14 protein-coding genes and 1 tRNA gene are annotated in these 16,944 nt (G+C 36.5%); 8 read left to right on the top strand and 7 right to left on the bottom strand.

Annotated elements, in window-relative coordinates:
• Positions 1 to 80: 80 nt before the first annotated feature.
• Together AS4_RS04885 and AS4_RS04880 are read left to right on the top strand one after the other, a co-directional pair.
• Positions 81 to 755, top strand: a complete 675-nt coding sequence (locus AS4_RS04885; protein WP_096733391.1) for a phosphatase PAP2 family protein — start codon at positions 81 to 83, stop codon at positions 753 to 755.
• 540 nt (positions 756 to 1,295) lie between these two features.
• The gene (locus AS4_RS04880; protein ID WP_096733390.1) at positions 1,296 to 2,102 is read left to right on the top strand and encodes a BUD32 family EKC/KEOPS complex subunit; all 807 of its coding nucleotides are present in this window, start codon (positions 1,296 to 1,298) and stop codon (positions 2,100 to 2,102) included.
• Positions 2,103 to 2,130: 28 nt separating this feature from the next.
• Here the strand turns inward: AS4_RS04880 and AS4_RS04875 are convergent, their stop codons facing one another.
• From AS4_RS04875 to AS4_RS04860, 4 genes are all read right to left on the bottom strand, one after another.
• A complete protein-coding gene (locus AS4_RS04875) occupies positions 2,131 to 3,468 on the bottom strand; it encodes an ATP-binding protein (RefSeq protein ID WP_096733389.1) in 1,338 nt (445 codons plus the stop codon).
• Position 3,469: 1 nt separating this feature from the next.
• A complete protein-coding gene (locus tag AS4_RS04870) occupies positions 3,470 to 4,162 on the bottom strand; it encodes a response regulator transcription factor (protein WP_096733388.1) in 693 nt (230 codons plus the stop codon).
• Between the two features lie 17 nt (positions 4,163 to 4,179).
• Positions 4,180 to 5,841, bottom strand: coding sequence for a phosphoethanolamine transferase (locus tag AS4_RS04865; protein WP_096733387.1), 1,662 nt, complete (start codon positions 5,839 to 5,841; stop codon positions 4,180 to 4,182).
• A 585-nt stretch (positions 5,842 to 6,426) separates the two neighbouring features.
• A complete protein-coding gene (locus tag AS4_RS04860; protein WP_096733386.1) occupies positions 6,427 to 7,680 on the bottom strand; it encodes an MFS transporter in 1,254 nt (417 codons plus the stop codon).
• Positions 7,681 to 7,835: 155 nt separating this feature from the next.
• Here AS4_RS04860 and AS4_RS04855 point away from each other — a divergent pair, with 155 nt between their 5' ends.
• The 4 genes from AS4_RS04855 to AS4_RS04840 all read left to right on the top strand — a co-directional run bounded on the left by AS4_RS04855 (position 7,836) and on the right by AS4_RS04840 (position 10,919).
• Complete coding sequence (locus AS4_RS04855) at positions 7,836 to 8,462, top strand: 1-acyl-sn-glycerol-3-phosphate acyltransferase (protein ID WP_034616143.1); 627 nt, start codon at positions 7,836 to 7,838, stop codon at positions 8,460 to 8,462.
• Positions 8,463 to 8,523: 61 nt separating this feature from the next.
• Entirely contained in the window at positions 8,524 to 9,441 is a 918-nt protein-coding gene (locus AS4_RS04850; RefSeq protein WP_096733385.1) for a patatin-like phospholipase family protein, read from the top strand.
• 138 nt (positions 9,442 to 9,579) lie between these two features.
• Entirely contained in the window at positions 9,580 to 10,041 is a 462-nt protein-coding gene (locus tag AS4_RS04845; protein ID WP_004819499.1) for an NfeD family protein, read from the top strand.
• 26 nt (positions 10,042 to 10,067) lie between these two features.
• Complete coding sequence (locus AS4_RS04840) at positions 10,068 to 10,919, top strand: SPFH domain-containing protein (RefSeq protein ID WP_004722624.1); 852 nt, start codon at positions 10,068 to 10,070, stop codon at positions 10,917 to 10,919.
• A 521-nt stretch (positions 10,920 to 11,440) separates the two neighbouring features.
• Here the strand turns inward: AS4_RS04840 and AS4_RS04830 are convergent.
• The 3 genes from AS4_RS04830 to prpF all read right to left on the bottom strand — a co-directional run bounded on the left by AS4_RS04830 (position 11,441) and on the right by prpF (position 14,907).
• Positions 11,441 to 12,352, bottom strand: coding sequence for a polyprenyl synthetase family protein (locus AS4_RS04830; protein WP_096733384.1), 912 nt, complete (start codon positions 12,350 to 12,352; stop codon positions 11,441 to 11,443).
• Positions 12,353 to 12,500: 148 nt separating this feature from the next.
• On the bottom strand, positions 12,501 to 13,460 hold the full coding sequence (locus AS4_RS04825) for a sensor domain-containing diguanylate cyclase (protein WP_096733383.1): 960 nt from the start codon (positions 13,458 to 13,460) through the stop codon (positions 12,501 to 12,503).
• A 259-nt stretch (positions 13,461 to 13,719) separates the two neighbouring features.
• Positions 13,720 to 14,907, bottom strand: a complete 1,188-nt coding sequence (gene prpF, locus AS4_RS04820) for a 2-methylaconitate cis-trans isomerase PrpF (protein ID WP_096733382.1) — start codon at positions 14,905 to 14,907, stop codon at positions 13,720 to 13,722.
• A gap of 317 nt (positions 14,908 to 15,224) precedes the next feature.
• On the opposite strand from prpF, the gene AS4_RS04815 reads away from it, so the two are divergent.
• Entirely contained in the window at positions 15,225 to 16,595 is a 1,371-nt protein-coding gene (locus AS4_RS04815) for an amino acid permease (protein ID WP_034616126.1), read from the top strand.
• Positions 16,596 to 16,667: 72 nt separating this feature from the next.
• Positions 16,668 to 16,743 (top strand) — tRNA-Arg (locus AS4_RS04810).
• Positions 16,744 to 16,944: the final 201 nt, after the last annotated feature.

Here is a 16,944-nt window from a genome sequence, read left to right as displayed (position 1 = left end):
ATTCAACAATTAAGTCTAATTTAAGGTTGTTTTTTTCTAATAAGCGCAGATTAAAATGATTATATTGAGTGACTCGCCTCATGCCCTATTCCGATACAAATAAATTTTTCATAAATAACAGTTTATTGTTAGGAATATTATTTTTAATATTGTTCTTTGTCTTTCCTGTTGGCGGCGCAATCGATATGTATTTTATCCAGCCGTGGATAGATAGCACTGGTCATTTCCCACTCAAGAACAATTGGTTTCTTATTGAAATTAATCACAAGCTACTTAAACATATTGTCATTGCCTTTTATATTGCAGTCCTAATTTCATGGATTGCATCTTTTAAAGTTGCAAAATTAAAAACCTATCAATGGCAATTGGGCTATTTATTTTTTATTAGTGTTTTATCCACTGCACTGATTGGTATTTTCAAATCCCACTCAGCACATGCCTGTCCTTGGTCCATGACAGAACCAACTGCTTTAGGCTATGTTTGGGATTTTTCTGCAAGCAATGGACATTGTTTTCCGGGTGGCCATGCCAGCACAGGTTTTTCACTGCTCACAGGCTTTTTTGTATTTAGACAGTCAAATTCTAAAATTGCTTATTTTTTCTTAGTCTTAGGTCTGGTGCTTGGTTTGATTACGGGTTGGGGGCAAATGATGCGTGGTGCGCATTTTCTTAGCCATAACCTTTGGACAGGCTGGATTATTTTCACTTTTAATTTAATTATTTATCGTATTTTTTATAAAAAATTTACAACCTAACGATCCAAAATATTCAGCCATATACTATTATCTTTATTAAAAATGCGATTCTAAAAATAAGCTTCTTGCATGCGTCAAAATGAGCATTCAATACTGACATCGTTTTAAATATCGATGAAACAAAGGTGGTGTTTCTAGCGTGAAGCATCGCCTACACAAAGTGATTAAAACTTTAAACGTAAAACGTGACATTGCAAACTTGATCTTCATACAGTTAATTTCGATGTCATGATAAAAGTTTCATGCTTGATAGAGCTTAGCCACATTTAAAAATCATTCCAAAGCTTACTTTTACAAAAGCAATCATGTATTAGACTTTTAAAAACAAATTACTCGTCATTGTCGCTTATTTAAGCGCTGATCTGCTTTTTATTCCAATCTAAAAATATCAAATCAAATGATGTATCGCTATATGCAACATTCAGGTATTACATTTTTGTCAGAATTTAAATATTAAATTATTAAAGCAATCTTAATTTTTACAATTTTTTATATTTTGTTTATACTTGTGCCAATTTAGTAATCTTATACGTGCAAAATATGAGTAATTTTTCTAAATTTCTCCGCAATTCGCTTAAGATTCAAGACCAGAATATTCAGTCTTATCAGTTGGGTGATGGCAAAGTGTGGCTTAAAAAAGCCTCTGAACGCCACTCGGCTTGGATTTATGTCCCATTAAAATGGGTTGCACGTATACTCAATATTGAAGCACTCACCCCTATTCCAAATTATGGTGGTAGTAAATCGATTTATTGTGAAGTTCATCGTCTGACAGAATTAAACTCCCTTGGTATTCCAACGCCACAAATTTTAGCCAATTGTTCACAAGGAATCTTGATTGAAGATGCTGCTGATCATGGTGAAGATGTCATGCAACTTGATCAGGCATTGGCACAAATGGAAGGAAATACAGCTAAAAAACTCGAATTTTATCGTGAAGCAATCTTTGCCATTCAAGCTGTACACCACAAAGACAGTTATTTAAGCGAAGCATTTGCACGAAATATTTTAGTCAATAAGGACAAAACATTTACTTTTATTGACTTTGAAACAGATCCCGGTGAAGTGCTGGACTTAGAAACCTGCCAAATTCGAGATTGGTTATGTTTTATTTTCTCAACAGCATTCCGTTTTAATGATGATGAGCTTGCTCAAGCTTGCGATATTTTTATTGGAGAAATTTATCCAAGTAAATCAAAATACAACGAAATTTGCCGTATCGGCAATAAACTCAACTGGGTTGCGAACTTTAATTTGGGTAAACTTGGTAGTGATGGTCGTAGAATGCAAAAATGTTTAGAATTTTTTCAGTATATGAAGAAAAATGAACCACTTCCATTAATGTAGAAATGGGATCATTTATTTTCCAATCATTTTACTTCTCGGTTTTGATATCACACTGGATTGGGATTTTGACCAAGACACTGAGTCCGCCCAATTCTTCACTACGGGATAAAGACAGTTCACCACCTAAATGTTGAATGGCTTTATCCACGATCGACAATCCCAAACCACTGCCCACTTCTAAGTGATGATGTACGCGATAAAAACGTTTTAAGACTTTATCGTACATCTCTGGGTCAATTCCTAAACCACTGTCTTCAATCAAAACATAGGCAGAATCATGAATATCTTCAAACACTGATATATTAATCATGCCTGAAACAGGGGTATATTTTATTGCGTTATCAATTAAATTAAAAATGATTGAATGAAGACTATGTTCTACACTTTTTAAAATCACTGTTTCATTACGCACAAAGCCAAGATCGATATCTTTTTCCATCGCAAGATTCATCAACTGTTCTACACAATTGAGTGCCACATCATTCAACTTAAATTGAGTCACTTGAACTTCATGACTTAATGAAGAATCTTGCTTTGCTAAGGCAAGCAGTTGCGTAACCAAATGCTGCATCCGTGCCAAACCTTTGCTTAAATTTTGTAGATTTTCCTCTTCAGGAAACTGACTCATCAAAATTTTAGTTTGCAGATTCAATGCAGTGATGGGTGTGCGTAACTCATGTGCTGCATCTGCCACAAATTGTCGCTGTTCTTGTTGAGCAACAGAAATTCGCTCAAACAAATGGTTCATTTCATGGATCGTCGGCAGTAATTCTTCTGGATAGTGGGCATTTTGAATTGCCACCAAGGAGTTTGAATCACGTTTTGCAAGTTCAGATTTAAAGTCCTCGAGTGGCTTTAAACTGCGACGTATAATATAAACCAAGCCCAACAACGCAAATGGAATGATCAGTAAATATGGAAGAAACATACTGCCTGCAAGCTCTAAAGCCAAATGCTCTCTGACTTTTTCCTGCTGGCTGATTTGAATCTGATAATTTGCAGTCGGTAGGATGTAGGTAATCCATGTGCCGTGTGCAGTTTCTTGACTATAAAAACCCGCTTTTTGCTTAGGCTCAACAATGACATGATGCGGCGTATTTTGGGCTTGTTTAGGTTCAGCATACGCCCAAACATCTATAAATAAATCTTCTTCATGATAGCGTTTGTGTATATCAAAATGACTTTCAATGGGGCGTGGATTTAACTCCACCCGCTCTGCCAGATAGACCATCTGAGCATCTAAAATTTCATTGATCTCTTCTAAAGAAATTTTATATGCTGAAAAAACCAACACACAACCAAGTAAGATACTAAAAATAGACGTATAACGAATTAAACGCTTTCTTAAGGAAAATGCAGTTTCCATATCATTCCGCTTTTTGTGGTTGCCCCAAACGATAACCTAACCCACGAATTGTACGAATAATATCTTTACCCAATTTCGATCGGATATGGTGCACATAGACTTCAATTGTATTGCTGTTGATTTCGCTATCAAAAGCATACAATTTATCTTCTAAATTAGATTTAGAAAATATTTTATTGGGATGAGTCATTAACGGAATGAGAATCGCCCATTCACGGTTTGATAACTCCACCGTTTCGCCTCTAATTGTGGCGATATGCTGTTCAACATCTAAAACAATTTCACCATTTTTCAACAGATTTGAAGTACTTCCTGTTACTTCTTTCGCTGTATCGCCTGTGCGACGTAATAATGCATGGATACGAGCCACCAGTTCATCAAACTCGTAGGGCTTAATCAAATAATCATCTGCGCCTTGATTTAAGCCTTCAACACGATTTTGCAATTGATCACGTGCTGAAATAATCAGAACAGGCAAACTCGAACGCTGGCGAATTTGTTTTAAGACCTGCATCCCATCCATCATAGGCAAGCCTAAATCAAGTAAGACCAAATCAAATGGTTTCTCCGAAATAAGCTTTAGGCCATCTAAACCATTATTCACCCATTCCACATCAAAGCCTTGATATTTCAATAATGTTTTAGATGATTCTGCAATCATAAAATCATCTTCTATCATCAAAATTTTGGTCATGGTTTATATCCTTTCAATCAGCTTTGTACAGCACATTGCTGCAACATATTATTTTTTTGATCTATGACTTGAGTCTGGACATTTAACAAACTCAAAAGACTTGGAAATAAATTATCTTGACTCAATGTTGCCCCTTTTTGTTGATTTAAACAATTGATTTGTTTTGCAGCTGCAGATTTCCATGCATCTGAAAACCACATCAGCATAGGTACATGGGTCTGTTGAGTAGGTGCAATCGCATAAGGCGCACCATGTAAATACATACCACGTTCACCTGTAGACTCACCATGGTCAGATAAATACCAAAAACCTGTGCGATAGTTTTCTTGCTGTTTTAAAGTTTCAATCAATTGATTCAAAATATGGTCTGTATAGACAATCGAATTATCATAGGTATTAATCAATTCAGTCGATGAACAGCCTTGTATCGCATTGGTTTCACAGGTCGGTTTGAATTTTTTAAATTGTTCAGGTGCGCGTTTATAATATGCAGGCCCATGACTTCCCATTTGATGCAATACGATCAAATGTGGTTGCTTATCATCTTTTGGTAATTGACTTAAATATAGGTTTAAGCTGTCTACCAAAATACCATCTTGGCATTCGCCCCCTTGACACCATTTTTTCTCTAAATCTTGAGGGATAACAAATTTCTCAACACGATCACATGTTCCTTTGCAACCTGAGTTATTATCAATCCATGTCACCTTATAGCCTGCACGTTGTGCAATATCCAGCAAACCTTCTCGGTGACTGGCAAGTTGCTCATCATAATCTTTACGCGGCATGCCGGAGAACATACAAGGTACTGAAACTGCGGTTGCGGTACCACAAGAGCTGACTTGAGAAAAATTAATTAGATCAGCCTGCTTTGACAATTCAGGATTGGTATTCTTTGCATAACCATTTAAAGAAAAACTCTCTGCTCGTGCGGTTTCACCAACCACCAAAACCATCAGTTTAGGTTTATGTTGTAAAGTCGCATCGTTGACTAAATGTGCATCTTCACCATAACGAATCAAAGGTAGATTCTTTTTCGGTGCTTTTTTATGGAAATAAGACAGTGTTGAAGCCACTGTATTTTGTGGAGAGATCATGCCTTTTAAGTCACGATGCTCACGAAATATAGCAGCATAATCCACATAGAAAACAAATAATAATGCTGCTATAACAGCGAAAGAGCCCGCAATATTTAGGCTTTTAAATAACAGTACTTTGCCAATTTTCTCTGGTTTAATTTTTATCCATAGAATCAAGATGATGGGTAAAATAACAAAACCCAGTGTCCAAATAAAAAATTGCAAAGAAAGTAAGTCTGTTACTTCACCAGGATCTGTTTGTACCATATTCTGAATTTGATCAGGCGAAATCACGACACCCAATGAGTTAACAAAATAAGCACTAAAGCCACCGATGAAGACCAAGACAATTGCAAAAAATTTTGCTGTCCATTTCCAATCTAAAATTTGCAATAACAGATTATATAAAGCAACCAGTACAAAAGCTGTCGCAATCAGAAAAAGTTGTGCTTTAACTCCCTGATAAGGCGTTAGAGACTGAACTTTATTTAAAAAGCTAAAATTTAGGCACAAGCCTAACCACACTGCGACAATAAAATTAAAAGCAGTCAGGGAAATGGAGACTTCACGTCGTTTTATACGCTGTATTAAGTTAGACATTACTGTGGTGATACTCTTTTCAATGGTGTTAAGTTAAAAAATGAAGCTTAAACTGAACTTAAAAAGCACTTTCCCAAGCATATTGCACCACTGATCTTAATTGTAATCGCCTTTCTATTTCTCATAATCTGAGAAAATTAAAATCAAATAAAGCATCCACAAAAAAAATGAGTATTATTTTATAGCCCGTAGATTATAATACTGCTTATTCCATTCAAAATAATTCATTTAAAGTTAATAATTTGGAGCTAAAGTTATTCTAAATCCAACAAAAGAATAATACACGAATTGCTTTCTATACGTAAAAAAATGACGAAAAAGTAATTTTTTATTTCCCAATCAATGTAAAACACATCAAACTTTTATTAAAAAATAAAGGTAAAATCACATTAAATCAAAGAGATTCATGTATTAAGTCAAACCGCACTAATCAAACAATTTATTTTACATCATGACAATATATTATAATCTTAACTATCCTTAATGAAAATTATTTAATCTATTTCATTCAATCAAAAAAATCCTAATCATCGCACCACATACTCAATAGTAATTATACTCATTATCAAACCCAAGCTCACAATATTATGTATACTGTATATTTTTAATCCAATACATAATCGGGATTAGGCAAAAAACACCAATCACTAAAATCAAACTTAAAAAATTTAAATATCCCAATTGATCGCCAATCATGCCGCTTAATGTATACAGTAACCCACTGATTGTTGCCATAACAGAGACCTGAAAAGTGAAATCTGTACCTGCATGTTCATGACGACTATATTGCATCACTAAAGTTAAGATCACGACTAGAAGCATTGCAGCACACATATCTTCTAAAGCGTTGATCAAATAAATTAACCACGGCGCTACAAAGTGCGATTGTTCATATTGAGCTGCTAACCATACGAATCCAGCTAAACTGATCAATTTCAAAATAGAAAATAAGATTAAGGCTTGGTGACGCTTTAGTTTTTTTAGCAATAAACTGGCCAAACCTGCACCGAATAATGCAGAAAATGCCCCCAACATAGTGATATAAATGCCGATTTGAGAAAGACTTAAGTTAAGATCAACCAACAAAGGTTTGGTAATGGGACCAGTAAAGCCATCGGTTATTTTGATGGTACAAAGCACAAAGAACCACGTTCTTAATTTCTTATTGGCAAAGAAGTAGCTTAAGTAGGTTTTAAATTTTTCAATAAAGTGCTTTGCAGCTTGATTCTGTAAATGTGGTGAAGCAGCCTTTTTCAAGTGTTCTGGTTCTTGATAAAACCAGATAGGAATTGTATTTAAAGCCACAATGCCAGCCAAAATCAAAAATGTATTTTGCCAACTTAGCCAGTCCATTGCCCATAAAATTGCCCCGCCCCCAACAATAAATCCTAGACGAGAACCAATGACTTGAAACATATTCCCGATATGTTGCTGATCCCCTTTTAAAATACTCACCGCTAAACCATCCGTCGCGATATCTTGGGTTGCACCAATACTGTTCATACAGAGCAACGCCATGAAAAACAATAATAAATAAATCGGTTCATTCAGGGATTGAATCGGTAAAAAAGATAAAATGCTCAGGATAGCAATGGTTAAAACTTGGGTTGGAATAATCCAACTTCGATAATGCCCTTTGGAACGATGTCCAAAGCTATCCACAAAAGGTGCCCATAAAATTTTAATTGCCCAAGGCACCATGAGTAATCCAAAGCCACCGATATGGGCCAAAGACACCCCTTGTGAACGTAAAATCACTGGTAAAGCATGGGTCATAAAACCTACAGGTAAACCTTGCGCCCAATACAGTGAAAATAACAACAAATAGGTGTTTCGCATGTAATCTAAGCTCGAACGATGTCTATATAAATGGGCCTAATTAGATCTTGTATGTATTGCTTTAATCTACGAATTTTGTAATATTTGCATTTTGCAGATAGTTACTATTAAGCAAAAAACTAAAATCAATACAAGAGCAGTCATATAAAAACACAATGTCACAAAACTTTCCGATCATACCAGATCAAGTACCCCAACGTGGTACCAGCACCAGTCGTAACATCTTTAAAAACCTTTACTTAGTTCAAGGCTGGGGATTTGAAGGTGAATTTCCCAACTTACCCAAAGCAGTGGTATTTATTGCACCACACACTTCAAATTATGATGGTTTATATGCTTTCCTCGCCATGTTAGGTATTGGTGTTAAAGTCACAATTTTTGGCAAAGATAGCTTGTTTAAACCACCACTCAAAGCACTTTTTGAATGGATTGGTGTGATTCCTGTGCATCGTGATTCTCCGCATGGACTCACTCAACAGATTGTTAAGGTTATACAACAACAAGATAAAATTTGGATTGCAATCGCACCTGAAGGTACCCGAAAAAAAGCGGAAAAAATTAAAAGTGGTTTTTATCATATTGCAATGGGCGCCAATATACCGATTGCAATTTTTTCGCTCGATTACGAGAAAAAGCGAATTCACTGTTTGGGTACATTGCAACCTACTGGAGATTATGAGCAAGATTTAGCAGAAATTTTATCGCGTTTTAAAGGTAACTTTTCACCTAAAAGACCTAAATTATTATCGATTCCTTTACAAAAACTATTGAAAAATGGCTAGAAAAAACAGAGACAATCTGTTCAGATGTGCAACATATATTTTGATCAAAAGTAATACCCCCATGCGTTTTAAACAACTCGGTTTTATAGGCTTATTGGGTCTAGCCCTTGTTGGCTGTGACAAAACCACCAAAACACCAACTCAGACCACGGCAATTAAAGCACGTGAGCCTGTTATTGCGATTGCTTTAGGTGGCGGCGGTGCAAAAGGTTTCGCTCATATTGGTGTGCTCAAGGTTTTAGAATCTCATGGGATCAAACCTAAAATTGTGACTGGAACCAGTGCTGGAAGTTTTGTCGGCAGTATCTATGCCAGCGGTAAAACACCCTATCAAATGCAGCAAATTGCCCAGCAACTAAAAGAATCTGATCTGCGTGATTTGACTTTAAATAGCCAAGGTATTGTTCTTGGTCAAAAACTACAAGATTATATCAATCGTAATGTTGCCAATAAACCGATTGAACAATTTCCAATCCGTTTTGCAGCAGTTGCTACACGCTTAGACAATGGTAAAAAAGCAGAATTTATTAAAGGGAATGCAGGCCAAGCAGTTCGCGCCTCTTGCAGTATTCCCAATGTTTTTGTACCCGCAACCATTGGCAATACCAAATATGTTGATGGCGGCTTAGTTAGTCCAATTCCGGTCCAAACTGCACGTGATATGGGGGCAGATATCGTGATTGCGGTCGATATTTCTGCACGTCCAAGTGGTAGCCAACCGATGAATATGTGGGGCTTATTGGATCAAACCATTAATATCATGGGACAACAAAGTATTAACAATGAGTTGGCTCAGGCCAATATCGTGATTCAACCTAAAGTTGGTCACTTAGGCACGCTTGATCTTAAGTCCAGTAACCAAGCGATTTTAGAAGGTGAAAAAGCAGCCCAAGGCAAAATCATCGCCATTCAAACGGCAATCAATAACTTTAAGAAAACACCTGCTGCATTAAAACCTGCACCGCGAGCAAAATTTTAATAGCGCAAAAGGGTTCATATCATCAAGCATGATTGAAAACGAGAATAATCACGTTTTTATATGCATCACTTAAATGATCTGCTACATTGATATAGATGATCCGTCATCTATATCAATGATAATCACTAGAGTAGATGTATGAACTTTATTTTTGAACCGTGGCATTGGTTTGTACTTGGCATATTGCTGATTCTATCTGAACTCGTGTTACCAGCGTTTGCTGCTTTATGGTTTGGTATCGCTGCAGTTGTGGTCAGTATTTTGTTGTGGTTATTTCCAAGTATGAGTTTCACCCTGCAAGTCGTATGCTGGATTATCTTATCCATCATTTGTACTGTGGCGTGGTTTAAATTCATTAAACCTCTATCTGTAGATAAAACCAAAGCTGGGCTTTCTCGTGAAGCAACCATTGGTCAAACGGGTATGGTCATTCAAATTGGGCTTAGCCATGATCAAATTCGTGTTCGTTTTCCAATGCCTGTTTTGGGTTCTGATGAATGGAATTGCCGTACTTTATCGCCTGTACAAGTAGGTGACCGTGTACGTGTGACTGATATTTTAGGTAATGATTTAGTGGTACAACTACATTCATCATCTTAATAATGAAGAATAAAGAGGAAAATTAAATGGGTTTTGGTTCTATTGTTGTTTTAGTCCTATTTCTGTTTGTGGCTGTGACCATTTTCAAAGGCGTACGTATTGTTCCTCAGGGTTATAAATGGATCGTACAACGTTTAGGTAAATATCACACCACACTAAGTCCGGGTTTAAACTTTGTCATTCCGTATGTGGATGAAGTGGCTTATAAAGTCACCACCAAAGATATTGTTTTAGATATCCCATCACAAGAAGTCATCACCCGTGATAACGCGGTATTGGTGATGAATGCTGTGGCTTATATCAATTTAACCACACCAGAAAAAGCGGTGTATGGTATTGAAAACTACACTTGGGCAATTCAAAATTTGGTGCAAACTTCACTCCGTTCAATCGTTGGTGAAATGGATCTAGATGATGCATTGTCATCACGTGATCATATCAAAGCGAAATTAAAAGCGGCGATTTCTGATGATATCTCAGACTGGGGTATCACACTAAAAACCGTGGAAATTCAAGATATTCAACCATCACACACCATGCAATCAGCGATGGAAGCCCAAGCTGCTGCGGAACGTCAACGTCGTGCAACTGTGACCAAAGCAGATGGCGAAAAACAGGCCGCTATTTTAGAAGCGGATGGACGTTTAGAAGCCTCTCGCCGTGATGCGGAAGCTCAGGTTGTATTGGCTGAATCTTCACAGCGTGCCATTGAAATGGTGACCTCTGCTGTGGGTGATAAAGAAATCCCTGTTGCCTACTTACTCGGTGAGCAATATGTCAAAGCAATGCAAGACATGGCCAAATCGAATAATGCCAAAACTGTTGTGCTACCTGCGGATATTATGAACACAATACGTGGTGTGATGGGTAGAAACTAATTTAGCAATTTTAAAAACGTTCAAAAATAGGCAGCCGATGGGTTGCCTATTTTTTTATTTTTAAAATGCCGCTTAAGTTTTAAGATTGAACAATTGATCCTTTTTTTCCGTCATCTATAGTTAAATTTCACGCTACTAAAAATCCTCTCTTTGCATCTGCATTCGAGATTTAAAGATCGATATTAAAATGAAATTATATTAAATACAGAAAGATGAAGAGTTTGAAGATGATGGGCTTTGCTCTATTACCTTTTGGTTCGAGGATGACCCACCAAGATATATAACCCTATGTCGGGATGAACTAGAGTGTCCAAGCAGTATTTACATTGAGTATACTGATCAAATATATGGATTTGAAACCAGAGACATCGAATATTCATTTGAGAACGGACGATTAACCCTAAAGCTATTGGTTAATTCGTTCAGATGGAATAATTCCAGTGATGTTGAAATTTATATCCCCGAGGCAGAAATTGACTCAGTGACATTCATCATGAAAAAAATATTTGATCTCTATTAAATTAGCTTTGTCTTGCCAACAAAAATTGCGAAATTTGATTCAACTCCTGAGCATCCTCACCAAAATATTCTAAGGCTTTAAATGCTTGGTCATGTAATTGTTGCGCATAAATTTTGGCATTTTCTAAGCCCATTAAAGCTGGGTATGTCGACTTATCCACTTGTTGATCTTTGCCGGCAGTTTTGCCCAAAGATTCAGTGTCAGACACTACATCTAAAATATCATCTTGTACTTGAAATGCTAAACCAATCGCTTGACCATATTGACGTAATTGTGGAATGGCTTGATCTGTACCTGAAAAAACTGTCACGGCAGACAGCATAATTGCAGCTTGGATTAAAGCTCCTGTTTTATTGCGATGGATATTTTCTAACTGTGCTTGATCAACATGTTGGCCTTCGGCTTGTAAATCCAAAACCTGACCACATACCATTTTTGAACTTGCTGTAGCTAAGATTTGCATCTGTTTAAGAATAATGCCCTGTTCAACAGCCTGCCCCTGATCGAATAGACGGCTTCCTAATACCTCAAATGCCATCGATTGCAAAATATCACCAGCTAATAGCGCTGTATCTTCACCAAAAGCCACATGACAGGTTGGCTGTCCACGACGCAATAAGTCATTGTCCATACAAGGCAAGTCATCATGTGCCAATGAATAACAATGAATAAACTCAATCGCAACAGCAGCTCTACGCACGGCTGCAAAATTCGGATTATTTTGTTTTAAATGTGCAGTTGCATAACTTAAAGCAGGTCTAACTCGTTTTCCACCTAACATCACCGTATGATGCACTGCAGATTTTAATGGTTCTGGCAATGAAAAAGCATCTAAAGCAGCTTGTAAATCTTGCTGAATTTGCACTTGCGCTCGTTTTAAAATTTCTGCATTTACATTGGGAATAGAAGTCACATCTGCCTCGGTTTGTACGAATCGCTAAAACTAAAATCTGCAGTTTTAGATAAATTGGTAAATTTGATGAGTCAGAACATTCTACTATGAGTCACTATAATTCTCATCCTTTAATTCCAATGCAATCATTTGAATATATGCAAAGCATTTATAATTCGTTTTTTAATAGAAACAGTGAGTTTCGACCTTTTTCTTTGGCAGAACGTACTGCAAACTCTAATTTTTGTAAGACATCAACCTCAGTCGGCTTATGGTGTGGATCTAAATGGTAAATCCCTATTGATGCAGTAAGATATTCATTATTACTACCAAACAATATCTTTTCATTGGTGACTGCAAATTTAAGCCGTTCCGCAAGCGTCACCACCGCCCACTCGGTCAGATGTTCAATCACAATAACAAAACTTGCTGAATTTAAGCGAAAAATTTCTGCTTCTTCAGTTTGAACAATCGCTTCATTTAATACAGAACCGAGCTGTATTAGAACCTCATCACCTGCAGTATAGCTATTGAGTTGATTAAATCGTTTAAAATTATCCAAATCAATTTTAAGAAAAGACAAATGCGAGTCACGACTTTTTTGCCAGACTTTATTTAAATAATGCTCAAAAGCAAAAGCATTCTGTAAGCCTGTGACAAAATCTAAATAGAGATGATCGTGCAATTTTTTATTATTTTGCAAAAGTACATTTTCACGACGCTTCAAACGCGTTATATCCGAACATACGACTACCACTGTTTCAATCTCATCACATTGGTTACGTATTGCTTTAAAATAAGAAAGATAAAATTTTCCTTTGACGTAGAATTCTTGTTCAAAATAATTTTTATTTTTTGAGAAATAACGCATTGCCTCATTAAAATGTGCATAAACAACGGTCGAAAATGTATTGAGTAACTTATCAAACAAGTACAGCGCATCACTTTCATAAATATCAGCAAATTTTTGATTTACTCCTAAAAACCGCGCTTCCTGATCAAATAAAGCGATGGGTAAAGGAATTTGTGAAATAAAAGAAACCAGATGCAATTTATCGATATCTTTTAAATATTCAAAAACTTTGATGTCTTCAAGGCTATCTCGTAGTTTTTTAGACTCTTGTTCCATACGCCACCTCGAAGCCAATAAATTTTTAATCTATTGAAATCAGCATTTAATGTATTAATTTTTTACAACAGCAAATCATCAGAATTGCTATCACATAAAGTAAGTATGATAAAATACTGTAACTATTTTGCCACACACAATACAAAATTAGTACTTTTATTGATATAAATCACAAAAAAAATAAACCTTGCGAATGCAAGGTTCTAAAAATTTCAACGATCAAATCACTTAAATGTTATTTGAAAGCAGATAAAAACGATTAAAAACTATCTGCTGGCACTCGAACCCAACCCTCCATCAATACGCGTGCACTACGACTCATGATGGCTTTCTTAACAACCCATTGCCCTTTTTCATTTAGAGCTTGTGCACCCACTCGAAGTGTTCCAGAGGGATGTCCAAAGCGTACTGCTTCCCGTTCACCGCCTCCAGCAGCTAAATTCACCAAGGTATTTGGAATTGCTGCAGCTGTTCCAATCGCGACCGCAGCTGTTCCCATCATGGCATGATGTAATTTACCCATCGATAATGCACGCACCAATAAATCTGTATCGGCTTCACTCACCTGTTTACCACTAGAAGAGATATAGCTTTTAGGTTTGGATACAAATGCCACTTTCGGAGTATGTTGACGATTAGCCGCTTCACTGATGTCTTGGATTAAACCCATTTTTACCGCACCATAAGCACGAATTTTTTCAAAACGTGCTAATGCTGCTACATCACTGTTAATATCGTCTTGTAATTCAGTTCCGTTGTATCCAATCTCTTCGGCATTTAAGAAAATTGTAGGAATACCTGCATTGATCAAAGTTGCTTGAAATGTACCAATTTCAGGAACCTCTAAGCTGTCTACAACATTTCCCGTAGGAAACATTGCTCCACCATCTTCCCCGTCATCAGCAGGATCTAAAAATTCAATTTGAACTTCTGCCGCTGGAAAAGTGACACCATCCAATTCAAAATCACCCGTTTCTTGAACTTGTCCCTGAGTAATAGGCACATGGGCAATAATTGTTTTATGAATATTGGCTTGCCAAATACGAACTGTACAAATACCATTTTCTGGAATCCGATCAGCTGCAACCAAACCATTACTGATTGCAAATGAACCGACAGCAGCGGTTAAATTACCGCAGTTGCCACTCCAATCTACAAATGCTTTATCAATAGACACTTGCCCAAACAGATAGTCAACATCATGATTTGGCTGTGAACTCTTGGCTAAAATAACTGTTTTACTGGTACTTGAAGTCGCCCCGCCCATCCCATCAATCTGTTTTCCATATGGATCTGGACTACCAATCACACGGAGTAATAACTGATCACGAGATTGCCCCGCTATTTGTGCACGTTCAGGCAAATCATCGAGTTTAAAGAAGACACCTTTACTGGTACCACCACGCATATAGGTTGCTGGGATTTTGATTTGTGGTGCAGCGCTCATTTTATCGTATTCCTTTCAATTCTCTTTGTTGTCTCAAATAATGAATCTTCATTCAGTTTTATACTACCCTTTTTTTAAGTAAAATACTGACAGATTGACTTAAGTCTTAAATAAATCTTGGCATAAAGCTTAAATATTAAACAGATTTAGTTTGCTTTGAAAATTTACAATTAATCTTATTTTATTGAAAATGAATAAAAAAATTCAATATATTATTTTTTGACTTCACAGTTCCTTTCCATACATCTATCGCATACTAGGCTAAAAGTAACCAATCTATTACAATAATTAAATTCGCATAAATAGAGTTGTACACATTGAGCAACGAGTCTACACAATTACAGCGTGGACTTAAGAATCGTCATATCCAATTGATTGCCATGGGCGGTGCAATTGGTACAGGATTATTCTTAGGTTCAGCACATGTGATCGAAAAAGCTGGGCCATCCATTATTTTGGGTTATGCCATTGGTGGTTTGATCGTTTTTTTAATTATGCGTCAGCTTGGGGAAATGATAGTACATGAACCCGTTGCTGGTTCTTTTAGCCATTTTGCCAATAAATATTGGGGTAAATTTCCTGGTTTTTTAACTGGTTGGAACTATTGGATGCTGTACATCCTAGTTGCAATGACAGAATTAACTGCTGTCGGTAAATACATCAATTATTGGTGGCCTGAAATTCCAAACTGGGTGTCTGTACTTTTTTTCTTCGTTGTGATTACACTGGTCAACTTAGGAAATGTGAAATTTTACGGTGAATCCGAATTTTGGTTATCCATCATTAAAGTCACTGCTATTGTTGCAATGATTGTATTTGGTATTTACTTGGTTCTGACCGCAGATGTAAGTTCAGGGATCGCTTTTTCAAACTTATGGTCTCATGGTGGCTTTTTTCCAAATGGATTTGACGGCTTATTCTATATGCTGGCTTTCCTTATGTTTGGTTTTGGCGGTATTGAATTAGTTGGTATGGCTGCGGCCGAAGCCAAAGACCCAGAAAAAACTATTCCTAAAGCGATTAATCAAGTTGTGCCACGTATCCTTATCTTTTACGTAGGTTCGATGATTATTCTGTTGTCTTTGGTGCCTTGGAATCAGTTAAATTTTGGTGGTTTAGATAAAAGTCCATTCGTTATGGTCTTTAGTATGATTGGGATTGCATGGGCAGCTCATCTGGTTAACTTTATTATCTTAACTGCTGCATTATCTGTTTATAACAGTGGGATGTATGCCAATAGCCGTATGCTTTATGGTTTAGCAAAACAGGGCAATGCACCTAAAATTTTTACCAAAACCAATAAGCATGGTGTACCAATTCCATCCGTATTACTTTCTGCATTTTTAATTTTGGGTTGTGTGCCTTTAAATTATTATTTACCAGAAGATGCTTTAAGTCATTTGATGTATGTGGTGGTTGGTGCTTTAGTTTTAAACTGGTTAATGATTACACTCACGCATTTGAAGTTTAAGCGTGCTCTACGTTTGACCAATCAAACCAGTAAGTACCCTGCACTTTGGGCGCCTGTTAGTAATTTTGTGGTGATTATTTTTATTGGTATCGTTTTATATATCATGTGGGATCAAGGATTTAAAGAGTCCGTATTGATGATTCCAGTATGGATTACCCTGATGTTAGTCCTGTTTGATATTTTAAATCCAAATGAAATAAAGACTGAAGAAAAATAAATCTAACACAAAGCTATTATTTCGATAATAGCTTTTTTTTCATATGCATATACGGTAAATTATTTGCTTATTGTGCCCTTAGCTTAACTGGATAGAGCAGTTGCCTCCTAAGCGACAGACGTGGGTTCAAGTCCCGCAGGGCGCACCATTGAAGAAAAATAAAAAGTGAATTTCTCTTTACCAAAATTAAGACAATAAAAGTAAGTCTTACAAAAGTTTAAAAGTTTTCGAACGGTAATTTTAATCATGTCTAATACTGATGATAAAAGCTAAAAATTAGGCAACTTGCACTCATATATTAGAAAAAACCAAGTATATAAAATTATAGTTATGGATCTAGATCGATATA

This window comes from Acinetobacter guillouiae (assembly GCF_002370525.2).
Taxonomy (GTDB): domain Bacteria; phylum Pseudomonadota; class Gammaproteobacteria; order Pseudomonadales; family Moraxellaceae; genus Acinetobacter; species Acinetobacter guillouiae.
Note: the sequence above shows the minus strand (reverse complement) of the source record. Positions and strands in the feature narration are given on the sequence as shown.

Bases quoted from the DNA above. Each gene is read 5' to 3' on its own strand.
- AS4_RS04885 (WP_096733391.1), top strand. From the start codon at position 81: ATGCCCTATTCCGATACAAATAAATTTTTCATAAATAACAGTTTATTG.
- AS4_RS04880 (WP_096733390.1), top strand. From the start codon at position 1,296: ATGAGTAATTTTTCTAAATTTCTCCGCAATTCGCTTAAGATTCAAGAC.
- AS4_RS04875 (WP_096733389.1), bottom strand. From the start codon at position 3,468: ATGGAAACTGCATTTTCCTTAAGAAAGCGTTTAATTCGTTATACGTCT.
- AS4_RS04870 (WP_096733388.1), bottom strand. From the start codon at position 4,162: ATGACCAAAATTTTGATGATAGAAGATGATTTTATGATTGCAGAATCA.
- AS4_RS04865 (WP_096733387.1), bottom strand. From the start codon at position 5,841: ATGTCTAACTTAATACAGCGTATAAAACGACGTGAAGTCTCCATTTCC.
- AS4_RS04860 (WP_096733386.1), bottom strand. From the start codon at position 7,680: ATGCGAAACACCTATTTGTTGTTATTTTCACTGTATTGGGCGCAAGGT.
- AS4_RS04855 (WP_034616143.1), top strand. From the start codon at position 7,836: ATGTCACAAAACTTTCCGATCATACCAGATCAAGTACCCCAACGTGGT.
- AS4_RS04850 (WP_096733385.1), top strand. From the start codon at position 8,524: ATGCGTTTTAAACAACTCGGTTTTATAGGCTTATTGGGTCTAGCCCTT.
- AS4_RS04845 (WP_004819499.1), top strand. From the start codon at position 9,580: ATGAACTTTATTTTTGAACCGTGGCATTGGTTTGTACTTGGCATATTG.
- AS4_RS04840 (WP_004722624.1), top strand. From the start codon at position 10,068: ATGGGTTTTGGTTCTATTGTTGTTTTAGTCCTATTTCTGTTTGTGGCT.
- AS4_RS04825 (WP_096733383.1), bottom strand. From the start codon at position 13,460: ATGGAACAAGAGTCTAAAAAACTACGAGATAGCCTTGAAGACATCAAA.
- prpF (WP_096733382.1), bottom strand. From the start codon at position 14,907: ATGAGCGCTGCACCACAAATCAAAATCCCAGCAACCTATATGCGTGGT.